The organism is Flavobacterium rakeshii, from assembly GCF_009741375.1.
Lineage (GTDB): Bacteria > Bacteroidota > Bacteroidia > Flavobacteriales > Flavobacteriaceae > Flavobacterium > Flavobacterium rakeshii.
Genome location: NZ_WOWP01000024.1, coordinates 119,385 through 143,692, shown reverse-complemented (window position 1 = coordinate 143,692; position 24,308 = coordinate 119,385). Strand labels below are relative to the sequence as shown.

Annotated in this window: 21 protein-coding genes; 16 read left to right on the top strand and 5 right to left on the bottom strand. The window is 36.6% G+C overall.

Annotation, left to right across the window (positions count from 1 at the left end):
• Positions 1-103: 103 nt before the first annotated feature.
• From carA to GN157_RS07970, 13 genes are all read left to right on the top strand, one after another.
• Positions 104-1,213, top strand: coding sequence for a glutamine-hydrolyzing carbamoyl-phosphate synthase small subunit (gene carA, locus GN157_RS08030; protein ID WP_157482808.1), 1,110 nt, complete (start codon positions 104-106; stop codon positions 1,211-1,213).
• 213 nt (positions 1,214-1,426) lie between these two features.
• Entirely contained in the window at positions 1,427-2,722 is a 1,296-nt protein-coding gene (gene eno / locus GN157_RS08025; protein WP_157482806.1) for a phosphopyruvate hydratase, read from the top strand.
• Between the two features lie 171 nt (positions 2,723-2,893).
• Positions 2,894-4,867: a tetratricopeptide repeat-containing sensor histidine kinase gene (locus GN157_RS08020; protein ID WP_197429419.1), complete on the top strand. Its 1,974-nt coding sequence runs from the start codon at positions 2,894-2,896 to the stop codon at positions 4,865-4,867.
• A gap of 1 nt (position 4,868) precedes the next feature.
• Complete coding sequence (locus tag GN157_RS08015) at positions 4,869-5,630, top strand: LytR/AlgR family response regulator transcription factor (RefSeq protein WP_035129841.1); 762 nt, start codon at positions 4,869-4,871, stop codon at positions 5,628-5,630.
• A 107-nt stretch (positions 5,631-5,737) separates the two neighbouring features.
• Positions 5,738-7,870 carry a T9SS type A sorting domain-containing protein gene (locus GN157_RS08010; RefSeq protein WP_157482802.1) on the top strand — a complete coding sequence of 711 codons (2,133 nt, stop codon included), beginning with the start codon at positions 5,738-5,740 and terminating at the stop codon, positions 7,868-7,870.
• 316 nt (positions 7,871-8,186) lie between these two features.
• Positions 8,187-9,470 (top strand): citrate synthase, encoded by a 1,284-nt coding sequence (locus GN157_RS08005; RefSeq protein WP_157482800.1) that lies wholly within the window; start codon positions 8,187-8,189, stop codon positions 9,468-9,470.
• 176 nt (positions 9,471-9,646) lie between these two features.
• Positions 9,647-10,561: a dimethylarginine dimethylaminohydrolase family protein gene (locus tag GN157_RS08000; protein ID WP_157482798.1), complete on the top strand. Its 915-nt coding sequence runs from the start codon at positions 9,647-9,649 to the stop codon at positions 10,559-10,561.
• A gap of 21 nt (positions 10,562-10,582) precedes the next feature.
• Positions 10,583-11,518, top strand: coding sequence for a citrulline utilization hydrolase CtlX (ctlX, locus tag GN157_RS07995; protein WP_157482796.1), 936 nt, complete (start codon positions 10,583-10,585; stop codon positions 11,516-11,518).
• Positions 11,519-11,520: 2 nt separating this feature from the next.
• Positions 11,521-11,934: an RrF2 family transcriptional regulator gene (locus GN157_RS07990; RefSeq protein ID WP_035129856.1), complete on the top strand. Its 414-nt coding sequence runs from the start codon at positions 11,521-11,523 to the stop codon at positions 11,932-11,934.
• Positions 11,935-12,017: 83 nt separating this feature from the next.
• Positions 12,018-12,284, top strand: a complete 267-nt coding sequence (locus GN157_RS07985) for a DUF2061 domain-containing protein (protein ID WP_157482794.1) — start codon at positions 12,018-12,020, stop codon at positions 12,282-12,284.
• The gene (locus GN157_RS07980; protein WP_317163525.1) at positions 12,256-12,972 is read left to right on the top strand and encodes a phosphoadenylyl-sulfate reductase; all 717 of its coding nucleotides are present in this window, start codon (positions 12,256-12,258) and stop codon (positions 12,970-12,972) included. The genes GN157_RS07985 and GN157_RS07980 overlap by 29 nt, the downstream gene beginning before the upstream one ends.
• Positions 12,973-12,983: 11 nt before the next feature.
• Positions 12,984-13,877, top strand: coding sequence for a sulfate adenylyltransferase subunit CysD (gene cysD / locus GN157_RS07975; protein WP_317163524.1), 894 nt, complete (start codon positions 12,984-12,986; stop codon positions 13,875-13,877).
• 1 nt (position 13,878) lies between these two features.
• Positions 13,879-15,120, top strand: a complete 1,242-nt coding sequence (locus GN157_RS07970; protein WP_157482788.1) for a sulfate adenylyltransferase subunit 1 — start codon at positions 13,879-13,881, stop codon at positions 15,118-15,120.
• Between the two features lie 42 nt (positions 15,121-15,162).
• Here GN157_RS07970 and GN157_RS07965 read toward each other — a convergent pair whose 3' ends face one another.
• Complete coding sequence (locus tag GN157_RS07965) at positions 15,163-15,795, bottom strand: MarC family NAAT transporter (RefSeq protein ID WP_157482787.1); 633 nt, start codon at positions 15,793-15,795, stop codon at positions 15,163-15,165.
• A gap of 116 nt (positions 15,796-15,911) precedes the next feature.
• Between GN157_RS07965 and GN157_RS07960 the strand changes: the two genes are divergently transcribed.
• Positions 15,912-17,018, top strand: coding sequence for a carboxypeptidase-like regulatory domain-containing protein (locus tag GN157_RS07960; protein WP_157482785.1), 1,107 nt, complete (start codon positions 15,912-15,914; stop codon positions 17,016-17,018).
• Positions 17,019-17,095: 77 nt separating this feature from the next.
• The gene (locus GN157_RS07955) at positions 17,096-17,464 is read left to right on the top strand and encodes a CoA-binding protein (RefSeq protein ID WP_157482783.1); all 369 of its coding nucleotides are present in this window, start codon (positions 17,096-17,098) and stop codon (positions 17,462-17,464) included.
• On the opposite strand, the gene GN157_RS07950 is transcribed toward GN157_RS07955, so the two are convergent.
• A complete protein-coding gene (locus tag GN157_RS07950; protein ID WP_157482781.1) occupies positions 17,439-18,950 on the bottom strand; it encodes a sodium:solute symporter in 1,512 nt (503 codons plus the stop codon). The two genes, GN157_RS07955 and GN157_RS07950, sit on opposite strands and share 26 nt — an antisense overlap.
• A gap of 77 nt (positions 18,951-19,027) precedes the next feature.
• Here GN157_RS07950 and recR point away from each other — a divergent pair, with 77 nt between their 5' ends.
• A complete protein-coding gene (gene recR, locus GN157_RS07945; RefSeq protein WP_157482779.1) occupies positions 19,028-19,648 on the top strand; it encodes a recombination mediator RecR in 621 nt (206 codons plus the stop codon).
• A gap of 2 nt (positions 19,649-19,650) precedes the next feature.
• Here recR and GN157_RS07940 read toward each other — a convergent pair whose 3' ends face one another.
• From GN157_RS07940 to GN157_RS07930, 3 genes are read right to left on the bottom strand one after another with little or no spacing between them, the layout of a single operon-like run.
• Complete coding sequence (locus tag GN157_RS07940) at positions 19,651-22,449, bottom strand: COG1470 family protein (protein WP_157482777.1); 2,799 nt, start codon at positions 22,447-22,449, stop codon at positions 19,651-19,653.
• An 8-nt stretch (positions 22,450-22,457) separates the two neighbouring features.
• Complete coding sequence (locus tag GN157_RS07935; RefSeq protein ID WP_157482775.1) at positions 22,458-23,477, bottom strand: hypothetical protein; 1,020 nt, start codon at positions 23,475-23,477, stop codon at positions 22,458-22,460.
• Positions 23,477-24,274: a fimbrial biogenesis chaperone gene (locus GN157_RS07930; RefSeq protein WP_157482773.1), complete on the bottom strand. Its 798-nt coding sequence runs from the start codon at positions 24,272-24,274 to the stop codon at positions 23,477-23,479. Before GN157_RS07930 ends, GN157_RS07935 begins: the two co-directional genes overlap by 1 nt.
• Between the last annotated feature and the right edge of the window lie 34 nt (positions 24,275-24,308).

The window sequence follows — 24,308 nt, the reverse complement described above, 5'->3', positions numbered from 1 at the left end:
TTGACCTGATCAACCCGGTTTTTTAAAGCAATTGATTAGGAAATTTTAGAAAGATAATTTTTTGAAGTAACTTTGCACGCAATACAGCAACAAACATTTATAAATGAAATATTCAAATCGTAACAAAGCCATACTTTTATTAGCAGATGGTACTGTTTTTTATGGTAAATCTATTGGGATTGAAGGAACAGTTTTTGGTGAGGTATGTTTTAATACCGGTATGACCGGTTACCAGGAAATTTTTACAGACCCTTCTTATTTTGGTCAAATTATGGTGGCGTCTAACGCTCACATTGGTAACTACGGTACTAATGAAGAGGATGTAGAGGCTGATCGTGTAATGATTTCGGGTCTGGTTTGTAAAAACTTTAGCTTTAACCATTCGAGAGTTAATTCTACAGAAGGACTGAAAGAGTATTTTGAAAAGAATAACCTTGTAACTATATCTGATGTAGATACAAGAGCACTTGTGAGCTATATACGTGATAACGGTGCTATGAATGCCGCTATCTCTACAGACGGAACTTCTTTAGAAGAGCTTAAAGAGCAACTTGCAGCTGTGCCAAACATGGACGGACTTGAGCTTTCTTCTAAAGTGTCTACTAAAGAGCCTTACTTTGTGGGTAATCCTGAGGCTAAATACAAAGTATCTGCACTTGACCTTGGTATCAAGAAAAACATTCTTAGAAACCTTGTTAAGAGAGACTGTTATGTAAAAGTGTTCCCATACAACTCTACATACGAAGATTTAAAATCGTTTAATCCTGACGGATACTTCCTTTCAAACGGTCCTGGTGACCCGGCTCCGCTAACAGGTGCTCAGGAAGTAGCTAAAAAGATTCTTGAAGAGAACCAACCGGTGTTTGGTATCTGTTTAGGACATCAGGTTTTAGCTTTAGCAAACGGTATAGCTACTTATAAAATGTTTAACGGTCACAGGGGGATTAACCACCCGGTAAGAAACATTCTTACAGGTAAAGGTGAGATTACTTCTCAAAACCACGGTTTTGCCGTAGTGAGAGAAGATCTTGAAAAGAATCCTGAGTTCGAACTTACACACGAGCACATTAACGATGGCACTGTGGCAGGTATGAGAATGAAAAACAAAAACTGTTTCTCTGTACAATACCACCCAGAGGCAAGCCCTGGTCCACACGATGCATCATACCTGTTCAATCAGTTTATTGAGAATATAGAAAAAGCTAAAAACTAAATTTTAAACGCTTTTTTCTAACAAATAATGAATTTGGGCTAATATTTATTAGCCCAAATTCTGTTTATAGAGGTTTTGTAAATGAAATTTACGTTAAGATGCAGAAACTAAAACGATTGCGTTTATAAGTTTTTAAAAATAAGACCTTTTCATTTTTCAAAATGTTTAAATTTGTTTGGTTAACTAAGAAAATAACAAACTAAAAACTATATAATGAGTATTATTATTAAAGTACACGCTAGGCAAATACTGGATTCTCGTGGAAATCCTACAGTAGAAGTTGATGTAATTACAGAAAATGGTATTCTTGGTAGGGCGGCTGTTCCTTCAGGAGCTTCTACAGGAGAGCACGAGGCAGTAGAGTTGCGTGATGGCGGTAAGTCTTATATGGGTAAAGGCGTGCTTAAAGCCGTTGAGAATGTAAATACAAAACTTGCAGGTGAGATAGTGGGGATGTCTGTTTTTGAACAAAACTCTATAGACAAAGCCATGATTGACCTTGATGGTACTGCTAATAAATCTAACTTAGGTGCTAACGCTATTCTTGGTGTGTCTCTTGCAGTGGCAAAAGCTGCAGCAAACGAACTGGGTATGCCGTTATACAGATATGTAGGTGGTGTTTCTGCTAATACACTTCCGGTTCCAATGATGAATATCATTAACGGAGGTTCGCATTCAGATGCTCCTATTGCTTTCCAGGAGTTTATGATTATGCCTGTAAAAGCAAACAACTTTACTCATGCAATGCAAATAGGTACTGAGGTTTTCCATAACCTTAAAAAAGTACTTCATGACAGAGGTTTAAGTACTGCTGTAGGTGATGAGGGAGGTTTTGCTCCAAACCTTGCAGGTGGTACAGAGGATGCTCTTGATACAATTAAGAAAGCTGTAGAGAATGCAGGTTACAAGTTTGGTGACGAAGTAATGATTGCTCTTGACTGTGCTGCATCAGAATTCTATGTAAACGGTAAATATGACTATAGTAAGTTTGAAGGTACCGAAGGTAAAGTAAGAACTTCTCAGGAGCAGGCAGATTACCTTGCAGAACTTGCGGGTAAATACCCTATCATCTCTATTGAAGATGGTATGTATGAGGATGACTGGGAAGGTTGGAAATACCTTACAGAGAAAATAGGTGATAAAGTTCAGCTTGTTGGTGACGATTTATATGTTACAAACGTAGAGCGTTTATCAAGAGGTATTGAGCAGGGTATTGCTAACTCAATCCTTATTAAAGTAAACCAAATTGGTACACTTACAGAAACTATCGCAGCTGTGAATATGGCTCACAATGCAGGATATACATCTGTAATGTCTCACCGTTCGGGAGAGACTGAAGATAATACTATCGCTGATTTAGCTGTTGCACTTAATTGCGGACAGATTAAAACAGGTTCTGCTTCACGTAGTGACCGTATGGCGAAGTACAACCAGCTTCTTAGAATTGAAGAAGAACTTGCCGAAGTGGCTTACTTCCCTAAAGAAAGAGCTTTTAAAGTTAAAAGATAATACAATAAGCTTACTTAAGCTTTGCTTGTGCAAAAGCGCCTTCGTATTTACGGAGGCGCTTTTTTTTATTCGATTAATACAAATTCTAAATCAAAAGCTTCAAATACTCATCTGTTATCAATAAATCAAATTGAAATCATAAATTTGTTAATGACAATTAATGTGTTGCATATGAAGTTTTTAAAAACCCTTGCCGTAATAACCTTATTTCTGTTTAACTGTACTGTTTTTTCCCAAAACAGGGTGCTGGATAGTCTGTTAAATCAGTTAGACAAAGCTTCTACAGATAAACAAAAGGCAGAACTGCTTAATGCAGTGTCGTCAGAATATGTAGAGAACAATCCGGAATTGATGATGCAGTATGCTCAAAAGGCATTAAAGCTCTCTAAGCAGAAAAACTTCAGGAAGGATGAAGGAGAGGCCTGGTTTAATTTAGGTAATGCTAATATTATGCTGAGCAGGTATACCGAAGCTTTAAAGAGCTTTACTAATGCTCAGGATATTTTTGAACAACTCTTACCCGAGGCAGCAGATAAAAAAGACGAAATAAAGGCAAATTTGGCTAAAACCTACGGGAGTATAGGTATAGTGTGTTCGGAACAAAATAATTATGCGGGTTCGCTCGAATATTATTTTAAAGCACTAAAGCTTTATAAGGAAGCAAAACAGCAGGAAATAGTATTAAGATTGTATAACAATATAGGTATTGTTTATAAAGCCCAAAAGGAATATGATAAAGCTTTGGAGTACTTTAATAAAGCACTTGCTATACAAAAAGAGATTGGTGATAGTAGTAGTGCAATAACCATTACTAATATTGGTAATATTTATCTTCTTGAAAACAAACCCGAACAAGCATTGGCTTCTTTTCAGGAGGCTTTAGCGATATTTAATGAGCACGAAAACAAAAGAGGTTTGGGCGAGCTATACAATGCTATGGGACAGTATTATGAAAAGACAGGTAAGTATGTAAGGGCCGAGGAAAATTATTATAAAGGGCTGAATGTTTTTGAGGATGTAAGCGAGAAATATGGCGCATCAGCATCGCTGGCTTATCTGGGTGATCTCTATGCGAAACAGGGTAATGATACTAAGGCGCTGGAGTATTTAGGGAAATCATCTGTATATGCCGAAGAAATAGGGGTACTGGAGCAGGTAAAATCGTCTGAAAAGAGTATAAGCGAACTGTATGAGAAAAAGGGCGATTATAAACAGGCTCTGATTCACTATAAGAAATTTGAAAAGGCAAAAGACAGTATTAATAATGCCGAGAATATTAAAAACATGGTTCGTGAAGAAATGAACTATGAAATGGAACGCAAGGCCGAAATGCAAAAGGCTGAGGCCGATAAAAAGCAGGCGATTTATAATGAGGAGGTAAAACGCCATAATCAGCAGATGTTCTTTGTGGTGCTGTTCATTCTGTTACTTTTCGGGATAGCCTTTTTAGTGTCTAACAGGCGTCAGCTTAAAAAAACACTTACATTGCAAAAGGAATTGGCGGAGTATGAGCAAAAGGCACTCCATTTGCAAATGAATCCGCATTTTGTGTTTAACTGTCTGGGATCTATATCCAGTTTTATTGTGCAAAACGGTACCGATTCGGCCATTAAATACCTCTCCAAGTTCTCTAAATTAATGCGTTTAACACTGGAGTACTCTAAAGAGTCACTTATCCCTATTGATAGTGAGATTGAGGGGTTGCGTAATTACCTGGAGCTTGAGCAGCTTAGATTTAATAATCTTTTTGAGTTTACGATAACCAAAGATCCCGATATTGAAGATGATATGGCTATTCCGCCATTATTGTTGCAGCCGTTTGTGGAAAATGCTATTTTGCACGGACTGGTTCCTAAAAAAGAAAAAGGAGTAATAAAAGTTGATTTTGCTTTAGATGGAGAAAAACTCATTTGTACGGTTACTGATAACGGTATAGGTTTTACTAAATCAAAAGAAATGAAAGTCAATTCGGTTACAGTACATAAATCAATGGCTTTAGAAATAACCCGTAAAAGGCTGGAAGTAATACAGGCATTTACCTCAAAAACCTCAAAGGTTGAAATTGAAGATATGATGACGAGCGAAGGGCAATCAGGAGGGACAAGAATAGTTTTAAATTTACCAATACAGTACGCAACTAACTAATATGATAACAGCTTTACTAATAGACGACGACAGTAATTTAAGGAACGGTATGAAAGGGCTATTGTCTCTTTATGCTCCGGATATAGAAATAGTAGGTGAGGCCGATAGTGTGAAAACGGGTATTAGTGCTATTGAATACCATCAGCCCAATGTGGTGTTCCTGGATATTTTACTGGGTGACGGAACCGGTTTTGATATACTGGAACAGGTAATGCAACGCAAAGGCAGGTTGTCCTGTCACGTGGTGTTTATTACGGCGCACGAACAGTATGCAGTAAAGGCATTCCGTTTTAGTGCTCTGGATTATTTGCTTAAACCTGTTGATCCCGAAGATTTGAATAACGTGGTCGATAAAATAAAAAAGACACTGTCGGCATCTGATAATTATGCGCATATTGACCTGTTGCTGGAGAATATAAGCAAGAAGGTGGATAAATTTAAAAGGATAGCGCTTTCTACTTCCGATGGAATTCATCTTTTTGAGGTAAAGGATATCATTCGTTGTGAATCGCAGGATAATTATACTAAGTTTTATATAAAAGACAGTAAGCCTATACTGATAGCTAAAACGCTTAAGGAGTATGAGGATTTGTTGTCAGAACACGGTTTTGAACGCATACATCAGTCGCACTTAATAAACCTGGCCTACTTAAAGTCATACATCAAAAAAGACGGAGGTTATGCTGTTATGGCAGATAATAGCCATTTGCCTATCAGTCAGCGTAAAAAAGAACGTCTTCAGGAGCTGTTAAAGTCAATGTAGAAGCGAATTCTAACTGGGAGTTAGCAAATTCTAAACGACGGGTGCGCAGAGAAGCATAAAAAAATATATTTGGGAAACCGATTAACCGCACACATATATAAACTAACATGAAAAAGAAACTACTTTACTTATTACTCTTATTCTCGGGTATTGCCAGTGCCCAGATAGTGAATATACCCGATGCTAATTTTAAGAACTGGCTTTTGTCTGCAAATACGTCAAATGATATTGCAAAGGATGAGAATGGTGCAGCAATTAAAATAGATCAGAATAATGATTATCAAATTCAGGAAAGTGAAGCGCTTTTAGTGTGGAATTTAAATTTGCAAGACTCAGGAATGAGTGATGCTACGGGTTTGGAATATTTCACTAATTTGAGAAGTTTAGAGTGTGCCAATAATAGCGATCTTGTTTATTTAGACTTGTCGAGTTTAATTAATTTAGAAGATTTTAATTGTGATGGAGGGACGCCATTACAGTTTTTAAGTTTTGCCGGATTGCTAAACCTTCAATATGTATACTTGTATGGAACTAGTCTTACTACAGTTGATTTTGCAGGGGTTACTTCTTTAGAGTATTTAGGTATTCACCATGCTCCGTTAACTGATTTAGATTTTTCTGAAATGATAAACTTGCAGGAACTGTCAATTCTTGATACTGATTTAGTAAATGTTGATTTAAGTGAGTCACCATTATTATCTAAAATTGATTTTATAGACAATAGTTTACTTGAAACAATGAGTATTAAAAATGGCGCAGTTATACCTAACCCTGCAGATATTCATATAGATAATAATAACCCGTTGCTTAATTTTATTTGTATTGATGAAGATGAATTGTCACAAATTGAATTGGTTGACGGTATAGAGAACATTGTTGTGAGTACGTACTGCACTTTTACACCCGGAGGCGATTATAATACTATAACCGGTACAGCTGTTTTTGATGCTGATAGTGATGGTTGTGGTCCTGAGGACTTTCCTTACTCTTTTGTGAAATTGAGTATTAGTGATGGTGTTGAAGGTGGTTATACTTTTACAGGTATAAACGGGGAGTATAGTTTTTACACTCAGGATGGTAATTTTACAGTGGTTCCTGAGTTTGAGGATAACTGGTTTACAGTAACTCCTGCTTATGTAAACTTTCCTGTTGTAGATAATTCGGTTTCAGTTCAAAACTTTTGTATAGAGCCAAATGGGGTTCATAACGATGTAGAGGTGGTTATGGTTCCTATAACTCCGGCAAGACCGGGTTTTGATGCCGTTTATAAAATAGTGTATAAAAACAAAGGTAATCAGGTTGTATCAGGTACTGTGGGATGTGAATGGGATTATCAAACACTTACTCCGATTGTTTTAAGTCCGATGGCCGATGATATAACTCCCGGGGTATACGGGTGGAATTATACAAACCTACAGCCTTTTGAGAATAGGGAGATATTAATGACTCTGCATGTAAATGGCCCGACAGATACACCTGCTGTTAATATTGATGATGTATTGCCATTTACCGCAAATATAGATGGAGGTGCAGATGAAAACCCTAATAATAACCAATATATATTTAATCAAACTGTTGTAGGTTCTTTTGATCCTAACAATATCATTTGTATTGAAGGCGAGACATTACCATCAAATGCAATAGGAGACTATTTACATTATGTGGTTAATTTTGAGAATACAGGTACTGCACCGGCATCTTTTATAGTTGTGAAACATGTTATAAATGAAGCTGATTTTGATATTAATTCAATTCAGATTTTAAACAGCTCGCATCAGGTAGAAGCCAGGATTCAGGATAATGTCATTGAATTTATTTTTGATAATATAAACCTTAATGCTGCCGATCATGGTAATATACTGTTCAAACTAAAATCGAAACAGGATTTACAGGAAGGCGATAATGTAATGAATGAAGCCGGTATTTATTTTGATTACAATCTTCCGGTAGCGACTAACCAGGCGGTAACTGAGTTTGAGGATATAATGGGACTTGATGACTTTACAAAAGATAATTCGATTAAAGTGTATCCTAATCCGGCAAAAGATGTATTGAGTGTTCAGGGAGATGTAAATCTGCGCTCTGTGAGCCTGTATGATATTCAGGGTAGATTATTACAAACTGTAATGCCAAATGATGTTCAGGCTACTTTAGATATCTCTACGAGAGCAAAAGGTATTTACTTCCTTAAAGTGACTTCTGATAAAGGGGTTAAGGTTGAAAAAGTGATAAAAGAATAAAAGATAAAAGTAAACTTCATGTTGAGAGGTCGGTGTTTTTTAAATACCGGCCTTTTGTTTCTTCTTTTTGATAAAAGCGAACTTTCAGATAATTAATGGTTTAGTGTTGTTTGGATAATTAAAAAATAGATTTTTAACACTAAAAGAGGTGTTAATATTGCATATTTTTCAATATTGTTAGCTTCAAACTATTAACTTTTGTTTTTTATATGCAGATTTAACGATTTTAATAAGTAATTTTCTTCCTAAATAAATTGTAATTTATTAAATTCGCAGGAATATAATTTTACAAACAAAAATAAACTCAAATAACATCATGTCAAATATCGCTATATTGGAAATTGATGGCAAAAAATATGAGTTTCCGGTAATCGTGGGAACTGAAAATGAAGTAGCTATCGATATTAATAAACTTAGAGGCGAAACCGGCGCCATAACAATTGATCCGGGGTATAAAAACTCAGGTTCATGTACAAGTAATATTACCTTTTTAGATGGAGAGCAGGGAATATTACGTTACAGAGGTTACTCAATTGAGGATCTTGCCGAAAAATCTAATTTTTTAGAAGTAGCTTACCTTTTAATTTTCGGAGAACTTCCTACTGCTGCTCAGATAGAGAAATTTGAGAAAGACATAAGAAAATACACGCTTGTTAATGAGGAAATGAAAAACATCATTGATGGTTTCCCAAGAACAGCTCACCCAATGGGAGTGTTAGCATCTTTAACAAGTGCGCTTACTGCATTTAACCCTAAATCAGTTAATGTAGACAACGAAAAAGAAATGTATGAGGCAGTATGTAAAACTATGGCTAAGTTCCTGGTTATTGCTACATGGACATACAGAAAAAATATGGGTTACCCGTTAAACTACTACGATAACACTAAAGGATATGTAGAGAACTTTATGCGTTTAATGTTTGAGCTTCCTACAGGTCCTTACAAAATGAACCCTGTTGTGGTTAATGCACTTGATAAGCTATTTATCCTTCACGCAGATCACGAACAAAACTGTTCTACATCTACAGTAAGAATGGTAGGTTCATCACACGCTGGTTTATTTGCTTCAATTTCTTCGGGTGTATCTGCATTATGGGGACCACTTCACGGTGGTGCTAACCAAGCAGTACTTGAAATGCTTGAGGCTATCCAGAAAGACGGGGGAGATGTTGAGAAATTCCTTGCTAAGGCAAAAGATAAAAACGATCCATTCCGTTTAATGGGCTTCGGTCACAGAGTTTATAAAAACTTTGACCCAAGAGCAAGAATCATCAAAAAAGCTGCAGACGAAGTTCTTGCAGATCTTGGTGTAGATGATCCGGTACTTGATATCGCTAAGAAATTAGAAAAAGCAGCTCTTGAGGATGAATACTTCAAATCAAGAAACCTATATCCTAACGTAGATTTCTATTCAGGAATCATTTACAGGGCTATGGGTATACCTACAGAAATGTTTACAGTTCTTTTTGCAATCGGTCGTTTACCGGGTTGGATTGCTCAATGGAAAGAAATGAGAGTAAACAAAGAGCCTATCGGTCGTCCAAGACAGGTTTACACCGGAAGTCCGCTTAGAGATTTTACAGATATTAATAACAGGTAATCAATCCTGTATTATATATAAAAGTCCTGCATTGCAGGACTTTTTTGTTGGTATATTATCAATTTGCAGTAAATTTAGATAAGCTCTGTTGAAAAATTGATAATATTTAAACTAACATCGTGGTAAATGTTTATAATTAAGGGGCATTTTCTATATTTGCCAAAAAGCCAGAAACCATGTTGAATCTGAATATTAAAAATGAAACATCACGATTAAGGGCTGTGATATTAGGGACAGCTATAAGTAACGGACCTACACCACAGGTACACGAGGCTTACGATCCTAAATCACTGGAGCATATACTTGCCGGTACATATCCGGTAGAAGAAGATATGGTCAACGAAATGGAAGCCTTTAATGAAGTGTTTAAGAAATATGACGTTAAGGTTTATAGACCTGAAATTATAGAGAACTACAACCAAATATTTAGTCGTGATATTGGGTTTGTTATTGAAGATGTATTTATAAAAGCCAATATACTGCCTGATAGGGAAAGAGAGCTGGAAGCTATACAGTATGTGATAGACCAGATAGATCCTGTTAAAGTAGTGCGTCCTCCCGAGGAAGTTCATATTGAAGGGGGAGATGTTATGCCCTGGAACGATCATATATTTATAGGTACCTACAAGGGTAGCGATTATAAAGATTATATTACTGCCCGTACCAATATGCAGGGGGTGAATTATATTAAAGAGCTTTTTCCTAATAAAATAGTTAAAGAGTTTGATTTAGTTAAGTCTAAAATAGAACCAAGGGATAATGCACTTCACCTTGATTGCTGTTTCCAGCCTATTGGTGCAGATAAAGGTATTATATACAAAAGCGGTTTCCGTGAAGAGGCAGATTATATGTATCTTGTTAATCTCTTTGGAAGAGAAAATCTTTTCCATATAGAAAGAGAGGAAATGTATAACATGAACTCTAACGTATTCTCTATAGCTCCGGATGTTGTTGTGGTTGAAAAGAACTTTACAAGGCTAAAAAAATGGCTTCTTGAAAAAGGCTTTACGGTGGAAGAAGTTCCTTATGCTGAAATAGCAAAACAGGAAGGTTTATTAAGATGTTCAACATTACCGCTTATAAGGGATTAATAATATCCGTAAATTTATATTATGAGACAGATTACTGATACTATATTAATGATACGTCCGGTTGCTTTCAGGATGAATGAGCAAACCGCGGTAAATAACTATTACCAAAAGGTTATGGATAACCTTTTGCCGGATACGGTAAATGCTAAAGCGCAGCAGGAGTTTGATGCTTTTGTAGATAAGCTTAGAGCTGTTGGGGTAAATGTGGTAGTTGTGGATGATACAGTTGATCCAGATACTCCCGATTCGATATTTCCTAACAACTGGGTGTCTTTCCATGAAAATGGAGATGTAGCGCTTTATCCTATGTTTGCAGAGAACAGACGTTTAGAAAGAAGAGAAGATATACTTGACCTTTTGGAAGAGAAAGGTTTTCCTATTGAGAATATAGTAGATTATACATCGGCAGAGGAAGATGATATTTTCCTTGAAGGCACAGGAAGTATAGTGCTTGACAGGCAAAATCAAAAAGCTTACTGTGCACTGTCTCCAAGGGCGGAAGAAGAGTTGTTTATTGAGTTTTGTGAAGACTTTGAGTATACTCCGGTTATATTTGAGGCGTTCCAAACAGTAAACGGTGAGCGTAAACACATTTATCATACTAATGTTATGATGTGTGTGGCTGAAACTTTTGCAGTTATTTGTGCTGAGTGTATTGATGACAAGAAAGAGCGTAAAATGGTGCTGGATAACCTTAAGTCAGACGGGAAAGAAGTTATTCTTTTAACAGAGCAGCAACTAAACCATTTTGCAGGAAACATGCTACAGGTTAGAGGCAATAATAATAAGAGTTATCTCGTTATGAGTGCTTCGGCTTATCAGGTTTTAACAAAAGACCAGATTGCAAAAATTGAAAAACATACAGAGATTTTAAGTTCAAGCTTAGATACTATTGAGGCCTGTGGCGGCGGGAGTGCCCGTTGCATGATGGCCGAGGTGTTTTTAACTAAAGAATAAATATGCTGTCTAAAAAAACAAAATACGGATTAAAGGCTCTTATCTACATTGCGAAGCATTCGGGTACAGAGCCTGTCCTTATTTCCGAAATTTCGGATAACGAGCGTATACCTAAAAAATTTCTTGAGGCTATATTGCTTGATTTGAAAAAACACGGAATATTAGGTTCCAAAAAAGGAAAGGGTGGAGGATACTATCTCCTAAAAGATCCTAACGAAATTACTGCCGCTACACTTATCAGGGTATTAGACGGACCTCTTGCTATGTTACCATGTGTTAGCCTTAATTATTACGAAAAGTGCGATGATTGCCCTGATGAAGCAAAGTGTAACCTGAATAAATTTATGGCTCAGGTAAGGGACAATACCCTTAGTTTACTGCAGCAAAAGTCCTTATATGACTTAGCTAAATTATAACAATAAAAAAAAATTTTGTTATTAGTCTAGTATTTCTATAGACTAATGGTATATTTGTCTCCTGAAACTAAAGAGATTATAGTATGCTTGATTTAATAAAGGCAAAAAAGAGCTTTTCGCTAAAGGATAGCCCAAAGATTTCGGCAATAAAAGCAGTGACATGGCGTATAGTAGGAACTATAGATACCATGATTATTTCCTATATACTTACAGGTAATATTACCATTGCATTTTCTATAGGTAGTGTAGAGGTAATGTCTAAAATGTTTCTTTACTTTTTACATGAAAGGGCTTGGGCCAGATTAACCAGAAAGAATAGCGATAATGGAGAAGTTAAAGTATCTGAATAAAGAGTTACAGGGTAAAACTATACAGGATGCCCTGGCATTTGTTTTGGAGAATTTTGAAGGTAAAAAAGTATTCTCTACATCATTTGGTATAGAAGACCAGTTGCTAACGCATTATGTTGCCCCACATTTTGAGAAGCTTTCGGTATTTACATTAGATACCGGCAGGCAGTTTAATGAAACGTATGAAGTGTTTCATAAAACCCAGAAAAAATATCCTGAGCTGCATATTGAAACTTTCTTCCCTGAGGAGAAAGATGTAATGGAATATGTAGCCAGTAACGGTATAAACGGGTTTTACGACAGTATTGAGAAAAGAAAGTCGTGTTGTTACATGCGTAAAGTAAAGCCGTTGCAAAGGGCTATTAAGGGAGCCGGCTTATGGATAACAGGATTACGTGTCGAACAGTCTCAAAATAGAGAGAGTATGGAGTTTTTAGAATGGGACGAGGCTAATCAGTTGGTAAAATACAATCCGTTATTGCATTATTCCCTTAAACAGGTAGAAGAGGAAATAAACGAATATAAAGTTCCTGTGAACAGTTTGTACAAAAAAGGTTTTTTAAGCATTGGTTGTGCACCATGTACCAGAGCCCTGGCTGAAGGCGAAGATTTCAGAGCCGGACGCTGGTGGTGGGAAAACGGAAAAAAAGAGTGCGGACTACATATTCATCAGGAGAAAAATTATTAATCATGACACATATACAATCACATCTTAAGACATTAGAAGATGAAAGTATTTATATAATAAGGGAGGTAGTATCTCAGTTTCAAAAACCGGTGCTGCTTTTCTCAGGAGGTAAAGACTCCATAACACTTGCCCGATTGGCTCAAAAAGCTTTTTATCCGGCAAAAATTCCGTTTCCGTTCCTGCATATTGATACAGGGCATAACTTTCCCGAAACGATTGAGTTTAGGGATCAGTTAGTAGAGGAATTGGGGGTAGAGCTTATTGTGCGCTATGTACAGGATAGTATTGACCAGAAAAAGGTTCAGGAAGAAACCGGTAAATATGCCAGTCGTAATTCCCTGCAAACGGTAACGTTACTGGATGCTATTGAGGAATTTGGTTTTGATGCCTGTATGGGTGGTGCAAGACGTGATGAGGAGAAATCACGTGCTAAAGAACGTATCTTCTCTGTAAGAGATGATTTCGGTCAGTGGGATTCAAAAAAACAACGTCCGGAACTGTTTAATATCCTTAACGGAAAAATTCATTTTGGAGAAAACGTAAGAGCTTTTCCTATAAGTAACTGGACAGAGGAAGATGTGTGGAATTATATCGCTCAGGAAGGTGTTGGCCTGCCAACTATATATTTTGCCCATAACCGTAAACTGGTTAAAAGAGATGGAGCTTTCCTAGCACATTCTGACTATCTTAATCTGGTAGATACTGATGAGATTGTTGAAACAACAGTACGTTTCAGAACCGTAGGAGATATGACCTGTACGGCAGCATTTGTGTCTGAAGCTAATACGATACCGGATATTATGTTTGAAAATAAATCTTCCAAATCATCAGAACGTGGTGCAAGAATTGACGATAAACGATCTGAGGCAGCATTGGAACAAAGAAAGAAAGGAGGGTATTTTTAATATGGATTTACTTAGAATTAATACTGCCGGAAGTGTAGACGACGGCAAGAGTACGCTTATTGGGCGCTTTTTGAACGACAGTAACGCACTAACTATAGAACAGGAAGAATTAATAGAAAGAAAAACTAAGGAGAAAGGTCTTGATGATCTTGACTTTTCGGTTATAACAGATGGTCTTATTGCAGAAAGAGAGCAGGGTATTACTATTGATGTAGCCCATATATACTTCTCTTCACAGAAGCGTAAGTTTATCATTGCCGATAGTCCGGGGCACGTAGAGTATACCCGTAACATGGTTACCGGAGCGTCAAACTCTGAGGTGTCAATCATACTTATTGATTCAAGAAAAGGATTGCTGGAACAAACCTACAGGCATTACTTTATCAGTAACCTGCTGCGTTTAAAAACGGTTGTACTGTGTATTAATAAAATGGACCTAGTAGATTATAGTGAAGATACCTATCTTACTATTGCTGCCGAGATTAATAAAATGACATCGAGGTTTGGCTATAAGCCGGATATTCATATACTACCTATAAGTTCGCTTAAGGGAGATAATGTTGTGCTGCACTCTGATAATATGCCGTGGTATAGCGGGCAAACCCTATCGGAAGTATTACATAATATTAAACCGGGAGAGGCCGAAGTGGCCGATTTTAGGTTTGATGTACAGCAGGTACTACATGTGCAGAATAAAGAGTTTACAGATTACAGAGCTTATGCCGGTAGGGTAATTAGCGGAAGTGTATCTGTAGGTGATGAGGTTACTGTATTGCCGTCTGGTATAAAAAGTGAGGTGGTAGAACTTCGCAGGTTCACCAATACCCAACAGGAGGTGAAAACAGGTGAATCAATTCAGTTACGACTTAAGGATGATGTGGATGTAAGCCGCGGAATGATACTGGTTAAAAATGAAGAAGAGAGTTTGCTGTCAAAAGAGATAAGTGCAAAACTGGTTTGGCTTGATGAAAAACAATCGGTGCCGGGAGGAAGGTATTTACTACAGTCAGGTACGCGAGTGGTGCAATGTAAACTTCAGCAGATAGAAGCGGTTATCCCGCCGGAAAATCCTGAAGAATTACACGAGGCTACAAACCTTAAACTTAATGATATTGCTAAAGTAGCTATAAAAACAGCTGCTCCGGCTTTTCTTGATGCGTTTGAAAATAACAGGCTAAATGGTGCCTTTATTTTAATAGATCCGCAAACCAACAACACAGTGGGGGTTGGCTTTTCGGATTAAGAGTCTTTATAAATAAGTAGCCCCGCAATTGCGGGGCTTTTTTTATTTTAGAGATATGGTACTCAGTATATTTACTACAGAGCTACTTATGTATTGTATACCTATGGCGATTACTATAAAGCCTATTATTCTTGAAATGGCTACAATACCCGATGCTCCCAGTATTCTGGAAAGGTAATGGGCACTTCGCATTACTAAAAATATAACTACGGCAACTGCAGCTATAGCTACACAGGTAATAATTTTTTGTGATATTTCGGGAGAATCCTGATACAATGCTATAAGTAATGACATAGATCCCGGTCCGGCAAGCATAGGTATTGCTAACGGGGTAAGGGCAATGTCGTTTCTTTTTTGAGCATCGTTTGCTACTTTTTTATTTACACCTCTTGTTTTGCTAAACTTTCCTGTTAACAGTGCAAATCCCGAATTTACAATGATAAGTCCTCCTGCAATACGAAGGGCATCTATACTAATCCCAAAAAAAGCAAGGATGTACTGCCCTATAAAGAAGGAGATAATAAGGATTATAAAAACGTTAATGGCTGTCCAGAAGGAAATACGTGAACGTTCGGCCATTGAGTCATCCTGGGTTAGTCCAACAAAAATAGGTACTGCCCCTAGCGGGTTAATTACCGAAAAGAGTGCAGCAAAAATGTAAATGAATAATTCCATGAAAGGTTGTTTATTTTGTTTTCAGGGTAAATTTAATAAGAAAATATGGGCTTTGCGAAATCATGTATTTATTATAGCATTAATAATTTCGTTATTTTTAATGCCAAAACCACACTATGAAAACAAAAATATTACCATTTATTATACTGTTTTTAATGCAGGTTCATGTTATGGCCCAAAGTGTTTCGGGTTATGTTTATGATGCAGCCGGAGATTTTCCGCTCGAAGGAGCTTTCGTTTATCTTGACGGTACTACCTATTCTGCAAGTACTGATTCTGAAGGTGCTTTTACTATTAATGTAGGTCAGCAATTGTCGGCAGCTTTAGTTGTAAAATATATAGGATACCAAACTGCAATTATAGAAAATCCGTTTTCCTATCAGTCTAAAATAAAGATTACTTTAAAAGAAGATACCATTAAAATGGATGAACTCGTAATTAGCGGTGAAACGGCTTTTAGCAGAAAAGAAATGCTTACAGTTTTCAGGGAACAGTTTTTAGGGAAAACCAAAGCGGGAAATTCCTGTAAAATACTTAATGAGGATGATATAAGACTGTACTATGAGGTTGCGACAAATACGCTAAAGGCAGAATCGGATAAGCCCATTCGTATTCAGAATAAAAGATTAAAGTATAATGTAGAGTTTGATTTAGCCGATTTTCAGGTGCATTATACAAAGAAGACGCTTTCCCCTTTTTCAATGCAAACCAGTTTTTATGCAGGCACCAGTTTTTTTAAGGATGTATCTGAAAAGGAAAATATCAAGAAAAAGAGAGATGAAGTTTATAGGGGTTCATTACTACATTTTATGCGTACCATAGCCAGTAACAGATGGACTGAAGAACATTATGGTTTGTTTGTGGAAAGTATGCCTGTTAATCCAGCCGATTATTTCAAGGTAACTGATACCTTAGATTATAAAAAAGTAACCTGTTTAAAAACTACAGTAAAAGTCATAGAAAGGCATGTGGGTGTTAGGATGACAGGAATGACTAGCCGTGAAGCTGAAAAAGCTTTACAAGCCCCTAAAGAAAGAAAAATACGATTTGCTGTTTTGCAGGATCAGGTAAATCAGTCGTTTTTTGAACTGAATGCCGATCATTTTTATATTGGTGAAAACGGACTGTTCTGGCCAATATCCAGTATTATTTTTGGAGGGTATTTTGGCGAACTGAAAGTGGGTGATATGCTGCCGGCAGATTATACCTATACTGCTGATTAGTGTAGTATGTTATCGTTTGGCTAAAGTGATATGAATACAGATATTCTTTCTGTATTTTTGGAATAAATGATATTGTTATGAAAACAGAAAAGAAAACACTTGTTATGGGAGCTTCTGTTAATCCCGATAGATATGCTTACAGGGCTGTAAAAATGCTGCAACAGCATGGCCATCCTGTAGTAGCTGTAGGGAAAAAGGAAGATAACCTTGACGGATTACATATAGAAAAGGAGCTTATAGATTTTGACGGAGTAGATACGGTAACACTATATCTTAACCCTATGAACCAGCAAAAATACTACAACTACATTATCGGGCTAAAACCAAAAAGAGTAGTGTTTAATCCCGGTACCGAAAATCCTGAGTTTTATACATTACTTAAAGAGCATAATATTGAGGTAGAGGTTGCCTGTACTCTTGTTATGCTGTCGCTGGGAAATTATTAGGTTCAGCTTTTTTACTGATGCATAGTAACAGTATAAAAGTAATTAGTCCGTTTATAATTATCAGTTCGTTGTCAAACACGTAGTTGCCAAACAACAGTTTTGAGTTCATACTAAGCAGTAGGGTTATAAATGGTGATGCTATACATACTAATGGGGTGAGTTTATCTCTTAGCGTAAGTTTTTTCATTATTAAACCAAAGGCATATAAGCCAAGTAACGGGCCGTAAGTATAAGAAGCAATCCTGAATATCATACTTACAACAGAAGCATCGTTAATAGCATTAAATACAATAATTACTAAAAACATAAGGAAAGAGAATGAAATGTGTACCCAATGCCTTGTTCTTACAACATTAGGTTTGTTGGCATTTTCAGTTTTATCCATTCCTAAGAAGTCCACACAAAAAGAGGTTGTAAGTGCTGTTAATGCCGAATCGGTAGTGGCAAAGGTTGCTGCTGTAAGCCCTAGCAGGAAAATTACCGAAGGAACCAGTGACAGGTGATGGAAAGCAATTTCAGGGAAAAGTAAATCGGTTCTTGGTGTGCCGTTAACAGTAGGTACACTTAATCCGTTTTTATTGGCATAAATATATAGCAGAGCTCCAACTCCAAGGAAGAAAAGGTTAATTACAACAAAAATACCTGTAAAAGTAAACATGTTTTTTTGTGCCTCGCCAATGTTCTTGCAGCTCAGGTTTTTCTGCATAAGATCCTGATCGAGTCCAACCATGGCTATGGTAACAAATATTCCGCCTAAAATCTGTTTAATAAAATGATAACGGCTGGTTATGAAATCTTCAAAAAAGAATATTTTGGAATAATTACTCTGTTTAACGGTTTCAAAAGCCTGTGGAAGGCTAAGCTCTAAACTGTCGCATATAAAATATATGGTAAAGAATACCGATGAAACTATAAAAAAGGTTTGAAGTGTATCGGTAATGATAATAGTTTTCAGTCCGCCTTTATAGGTGTATGCAAAAATAAGGAGGAGGGATATTAATACTGTTGCCCAAAACGGAATTCCAAAGGCATCAAACACATAACGCTGCAATACAATAACCACAAGGTATAACCTGAATGCCGAGCCAATCGTGCGGCTTATAAGGAAAATCATGGCTGCGGTTTTATAACTGTACTGCCCAAGGCGTTTCTCTATATAACCGTATATGGATGTAAGGTTTAACCTGTAGTAGAGGGGGAGCAATACTTTTGCAATAAGTATAAAACCTATGGCATTACCCAATACAAACTGGAAGTATTTAAACTGCTCTCCGTTTGGTGAGCCTACTTCGCCGGGAACGGATATAAAGGTAACTCCCGAAAGGGCAGTTCCTATCATTCCAAATGCAACCAAATACCATTTTGAGCTTTTATTGGCTTTAAAAAAGGCGTCGTTACCGCTATCTTTATTGCTTACCAGCCTTGATATGGCTATTAATACTCCAAAGTATACTATTATTATGGATAGGATGGTTATTGGCTGCATAGAATTAGTTTATATACAAAACAAATAAAAAATATTACAATATACTCACAATTTACAGGTTTTGTACATTTGCATTTATGGAAATGTCTTCAAAATTACTGGAAAGGGCAGTGGCTGAAATTTCTCAGTTACCGGGTATAGGGAAACGTACAGCCTTAAGGCTGGCATTACATTTATTAAAGCAACCGAAAGAACAGACAGAGCATTTAACGGATGCGATATTAAAAATGCGTGATGATATTCGGTTTTGCAGGGAATGCCACAATATATCTGATGTTGAGGTATGCGAAATTTGCAGTAACCTTTCCAGAGACAAATCGATTGTTTGTGTTGTAGAGGATATAAGGGATGTAATGGCTATTGAGAATACCGGTCTATTTAAGGGAATATACCATGTTTTGGGAGGTAAAATATCTCCTATTGATGGTGTAGGTCCAAGTCAGCTTAATATACCTACACTGGTTGAGAAGGTTAAAAACGGTACGGCAAAAGAACTTATTTTTGCCCTTAGCTCTACTATGGAGGGTGATACTACCAACTTTTATATTTACAAACAGATAAAAGATTGTGATGTAGTGCTTTCGGCTATAGCCAGAGGTATATCTGTAGGAGATGAACTGGAGTTTGCAGATGAGGTTACTCTGGGAAGAAGTATTATCCATAGAGTGCCTTTTGAAAACAGCCTAAAGAATCACTAAGTCTATTTTTTCTTTTTCTTGTTGCCTGATGACTGACTAGGAAAACCACGTGATGAGAATTTACGTGTTTCTACACGTTTTTCCTTTATATTCAGATTGAACTTAACATTGGTAATAGTATCTGGTATTGCCTCGATACTTCTGTTGTTGTGTTCTATGTCAACATATTCTGATACATCTGATTTTTCAAGAGTAATGGTATAGTAGCCTTTTGGAACATATAGTACAAAGTTACCTATATCGTCTGTTCTTGACTGGAATATGTTTCCTGTATCGTCTACCGCTATGATAGATAGTCCGCCAAGTTTTTTGGTAATCTCATAACTTCTTTCTGTTTGAGTATAAGATACAGAACCTTTGATAGTAGAGGTTTTTGTAAGCCCGATGGATAATTGAGTATCCTGAATAATATTTATGGTACGGCTGTAGGCGTGCCATTCATTTGTATTTACCGGACGTATTTCGTAATCTCCTGCTGGTAGTGATCTGTATTTTATTATACCCTGCTTGTTTGTTCTAAAGGCTTTACCACCAATGATGATAAGCTGATTGGCGGCAGGAGTGTTTTCTGCCTCTTTACCTTCATTCTCATAATATACATATACCTCAAGATCACTTTTAGAGCTGTCTATTCTAATTGGTCTGAACTGTTTTGTTAATCCAACCTGGAAAGAGTTTAGTGAATAAGGATTGTTTGATATGTCACTATAATATCCGTTAATAAACAGGCTAAAATCAGGAGTGATTTTATAATTGGCTCTTCCACTAAACTGAGTAATACGTTCGTTTATAGTGTTTGATGCAAATGTAGCTCCGGTATATAAAATCAGTTTGCTGTCAAAAAACTTTAATACAACACTTGGGTTAATCATTATGTTGTAAAAAGTTTTATCGGGATTTGTTTGATGATTAGCAATTGCCTCACCTAGGTTAAAGCTGTTATATTGATAGGTAGTGAGTAGGTTTAAGAATTTCCACGAATATATAAGGTTTGCCTTTACATGAAATTGTGAAGGTTGATTTTCAATGTTGGTTTTAAAGCTACCACCGTCAACAATAAGATTAACGGTTGAAGTGTGATTGCTGTAGTTAATACCGAGATTCATACGGTATGCATCCATGCTTCGGCTTTGCGAACCTCCTACATAAAGTGGTTCATCACGTTTTTCGGAATATATGTTTGGTGATACAGTTAATGTAATGTTAGAAAATCTTCTGGATGCACCTACACTATAACGAGCTGTTGTGAATAATGTTGAGTATAAAACCTGTTCGGTTAGAGATTTTGGTTTAACCGACATATAATTATAAACGGCCCACATATTGTATTTTTCAGTAGTCCAGTTTACACGTTCGTTAAAGTTTAAAACACCTCTTTTAACTCCTGCATAATAACCATTACTTATAAAGTTAGTACTACTATAATACAGGTTACCCTGTTTGCCTACAGCAACTATTTCTCCCGCTGCTCCGGTTTTGTTAGTATTAGCAGTATCATAGTTAGCATTGCTTAAGCCTCCGCCTGCCTTAAGTGAAAAGTTTTGTTTTTTTAGAACATTAAATTTAGATGTTGCTAAAAGACTGTTTATACCGGTAAACTTATCGTGGTCGTATATAAGGTTGCTTTCAAAACCTTTTTCTAACCATCCGCCATTGTGAAAATAAGATGCCCAGGCAGAAGTTCCTCCTGAAGGATTAGAATAGTCGGCCAGATTGTACGACTTATCTATTCCTCCAACTTCAATCTTACTATTCTTAGATGTAGAATAGTACGCCTGGGCACCCCGCCCCACTAAGTTAATATCGGCAAATTTAGATATGTTACCTGCCTGTATGCCAAAATCACTATTCTTATATCCCAGCCATGTATTTCTTAAAAATAGCTGATTAGAATTAGTCCATAAATTGGCATCTATATTTGTATATATTTTACTGTCATTTATTTGTGCTTCTGCATTTGCATATAAATAATAGGCGCTTGCATTGCTGCTGTTTTCCAAATGACTTACAGTTACCTGGTTCGTTTGGTTAAAAGTTTGAGCATAGTCTGGGTTAAACTGTGTTGTATAACGCCTGTCCTGTTTAATAGAGCTGGCACGTATGTTTGCAATACCAATAATATCTCCGCTTTGGTATAATGAGGTGATGGTTAGGTTGAAATCTTCCTGAGCCAATATGTTTTTAGTAACCTGTTTTTTTAGGTAAACTAAAGTATCTGTAAAGGCATTGATTTTTATACTGGTAGTCTCCATCATATCCTTGGTTATAAAATTAGGATATCGGGTAACTATATCTATTTTCTGCCGGGTATTACCATCATTTGAAATACGAATAGGGATTGTTAGTGTATCACCTATGTTTTCATAGATTAGGTTTGTTTCCAGCAGGAACATTTTTATCAGCTTCCTTTCGGTTATTGTAACAGGAAGAATTACTGATTTTGTATTGTTGTTGTTTGTTGTAAAAATTGCTTCAATAGAGGGCTGGTTTCCTGCCTTTGCTGTTTTTGATATAATTGCCTTTACCGGAATATAAACCGAATCGTTTGCGGTTAGGTTTATTGTTTTTGGTTTACGTTGTACGAGGTACAAGTCTTCGTGGTTACTGTGAACCTCAAACTCTCCTGTTAGGTTATTACTTGTTTTATTTTTAATTTTTACAAAAGCATCTATTACGGCTGAGTTTTTAGAGTCAGTTTTTTGTTGGGCAAATTCAATAGTAAATTCGCTTTCCTGAGCAAGAGAGAAGTTTCCTATTGTCAAAAAAGTAATAACTATAATATATTTAAAAATGCCCTGCATTAATGCTTTTAGTTTGGTACGATTACAAAGTATACGTATGTGGTGTAGGTTCCCGGTGTTGCGGAAAGATTAAGAGCATTTGGCGGTATAAAGAATCTTAAATTAAACTCGATACTCTGTACATATTGTGACCGTATGGCTATTACCTGATCACTGGCTGAAAGGCTTATGGGGGAGTATATGGTTAATCCGGGGATGTTTTCGTTTGTACTGAGCTCAACATTTAATATCGATACCGGTATGGTAGATGAGGTAGTTGCCGATGTCATCTCGTTAGCAGATGCTTTTACGTTAAGTTGATAGTTACTTGGAGTGGTCACCTTTAAACCTTTAATAACCTGCTGTGAAACTCCGTTAGTATAGCTTTCAGAAGTATTGTATTGTAAATTAAAAATGTTTGCTCCGTTTTGTAAACTAACATTTTGCTGACCATTGTTTCCCTGGTAGTTAAGTTGTAAACGTGCGCTACCGTTTGTTGATTCTGTTCTTGTGGCAATAAGCTCTTCTGTTCCGTTGTTTTTTATTTTGTATAGTTTATACTCATAAGCAGAGTAGTAAGTTCCGTTAGGGTTTACAAGTAGATGGTTACCTCCCTGTATAATGAGGTTGAATCGAAACCTTCTGTCTACAGTTCCTGTTAAAGGAATATTACTATGAATTAGCGTTACTTCGTTAAAAGTACTTAACTGAAAAGGTTGAGTGGAAATGTTTATAAGTGAGTTGTCTGACGAATTGTTGTTTTGCTGTTCGTTAAACTGTAGTGAGCTGTATTGCGCTCCAATGGTATAAGAATCGTGAGTGTAATCCTGTAGTAATCTCACTGTTAGTTTCCATTCGTGTATGTTATTAGAGCCATTATATTTTTGAATTGTAACAGTAGCTTGGTCGATTTGGGTTTTTCCGTTTACCATTTCATCATAGGTTGTCATTTGTGGTTGTCCACCTGCCCATGAGTTGAGTGTGACTTGTGCTTTACCCTGAAGGAAAGTTAACAATAATATTATAAGGATTGCTTTTGCAGTTTTCATTATAGGCTAAATTCGAGTTCTGCTATTTTAATGACATCTTTTTCTCCATAAGTCAAAATTGCCGATACGGTATAATCGCCTTTAGGCAGGTCTGTCGGTAATATTTGCTTTAATGATCGTATGTTGCCGGGTAGTGTATAAAATTCAGATTCTTTTAATACTGTTTTTTTTCCGGTACTATTATTGAAAAGTTCCCATTTAACTGTTCCGTCTGCCCATATTTTGGATTGATTTTCAACTTTAAGCTCCAGGATTTTATTTTCCTGCTCATCGGCATAACTTAAAAAATCTACAAAGTCTATAAGTGCTTCGCTCTCTTTGTTGAATGTGTGATAAATTTTCACGCCCATCCTAACGGTGACCTGTATTGAGGCTCCGTTTTTATCGGTCGATTTACCTGGGTTAAGCTGGGTGAAAAATATCATTGAGTTATGTACAGGAGTGCTTTCATCGACATCCTGTGGTACTTTTAATATGACTTCAATTTCTTTAGTTTCTCCCGGTTTAATAATAAAATAAGATGAAGGTAATATTTGAATCCAGTTTGAGCATGAAGTTGAAATAGTGTTGGCTTCCAGTATTTGGTTTTTACCATCTTCTTCATAGCTCCAGTCGCTAAAAGAAGTGCCTATTTCCAATTCTTTATTAGTTGGGTTGGTGATTTTTACAAATTGTGAGCCCGAAGCACCTTTTCCAAACTTGTAATATAATCTGCCTGGTGTTAGTGATATACCAGCCTGTGCAAAAACTGTATTTGCTGCAAAGAATAACGTAATAGCTAAAAAGAATTTTTTCATGATTCAAATTGTTTATAACGGTAAAGTTATAGAA

Excerpts from the sequence above, each read along its gene's own strand:
- GN157_RS08010 (WP_157482802.1), top strand. The coding sequence starts at position 5,738 with ATGAAAAAGAAACTACTTTACTTATTACTCTTATTCTCGGGTATTGCC.
- GN157_RS07985 (WP_157482794.1), top strand. The coding sequence starts at position 12,018 with ATGCTTGATTTAATAAAGGCAAAAAAGAGCTTTTCGCTAAAGGATAGC.
- GN157_RS08005 (WP_157482800.1), top strand. The coding sequence starts at position 8,187 with ATGTCAAATATCGCTATATTGGAAATTGATGGCAAAAAATATGAGTTT.
- ctlX (WP_157482796.1), top strand. The coding sequence starts at position 10,583 with ATGAGACAGATTACTGATACTATATTAATGATACGTCCGGTTGCTTTC.
- GN157_RS07950 (WP_157482781.1), bottom strand. The coding sequence starts at position 18,950 with ATGCAGCCAATAACCATCCTATCCATAATAATAGTATACTTTGGAGTA.
- carA (WP_157482808.1), top strand. The coding sequence starts at position 104 with ATGAAATATTCAAATCGTAACAAAGCCATACTTTTATTAGCAGATGGT.
- GN157_RS07965 (WP_157482787.1), bottom strand. The coding sequence starts at position 15,795 with ATGGAATTATTCATTTACATTTTTGCTGCACTCTTTTCGGTAATTAAC.
- GN157_RS08020 (WP_197429419.1), top strand. The coding sequence starts at position 2,894 with ATGAAGTTTTTAAAAACCCTTGCCGTAATAACCTTATTTCTGTTTAAC.
- GN157_RS08000 (WP_157482798.1), top strand. The coding sequence starts at position 9,647 with ATGTTGAATCTGAATATTAAAAATGAAACATCACGATTAAGGGCTGTG.
- GN157_RS07990 (WP_035129856.1), top strand. The coding sequence starts at position 11,521 with ATGCTGTCTAAAAAAACAAAATACGGATTAAAGGCTCTTATCTACATT.
- GN157_RS07935 (WP_157482775.1), bottom strand. The coding sequence starts at position 23,477 with ATGAAAACTGCAAAAGCAATCCTTATAATATTATTGTTAACTTTCCTT.
- GN157_RS08015 (WP_035129841.1), top strand. The coding sequence starts at position 4,869 with ATGATAACAGCTTTACTAATAGACGACGACAGTAATTTAAGGAACGGT.
- recR (WP_157482779.1), top strand. The coding sequence starts at position 19,028 with ATGGAAATGTCTTCAAAATTACTGGAAAGGGCAGTGGCTGAAATTTCT.
- GN157_RS07940 (WP_157482777.1), bottom strand. The coding sequence starts at position 22,449 with ATGCAGGGCATTTTTAAATATATTATAGTTATTACTTTTTTGACAATA.
- GN157_RS07970 (WP_157482788.1), top strand. The coding sequence starts at position 13,879 with ATGGATTTACTTAGAATTAATACTGCCGGAAGTGTAGACGACGGCAAG.
- GN157_RS07955 (WP_157482783.1), top strand. The coding sequence starts at position 17,096 with ATGAAAACAGAAAAGAAAACACTTGTTATGGGAGCTTCTGTTAATCCC.
- eno (WP_157482806.1), top strand. The coding sequence starts at position 1,427 with ATGAGTATTATTATTAAAGTACACGCTAGGCAAATACTGGATTCTCGT.
- GN157_RS07960 (WP_157482785.1), top strand. The coding sequence starts at position 15,912 with ATGAAAACAAAAATATTACCATTTATTATACTGTTTTTAATGCAGGTT.
- GN157_RS07930 (WP_157482773.1), bottom strand. The coding sequence starts at position 24,274 with ATGAAAAAATTCTTTTTAGCTATTACGTTATTCTTTGCAGCAAATACA.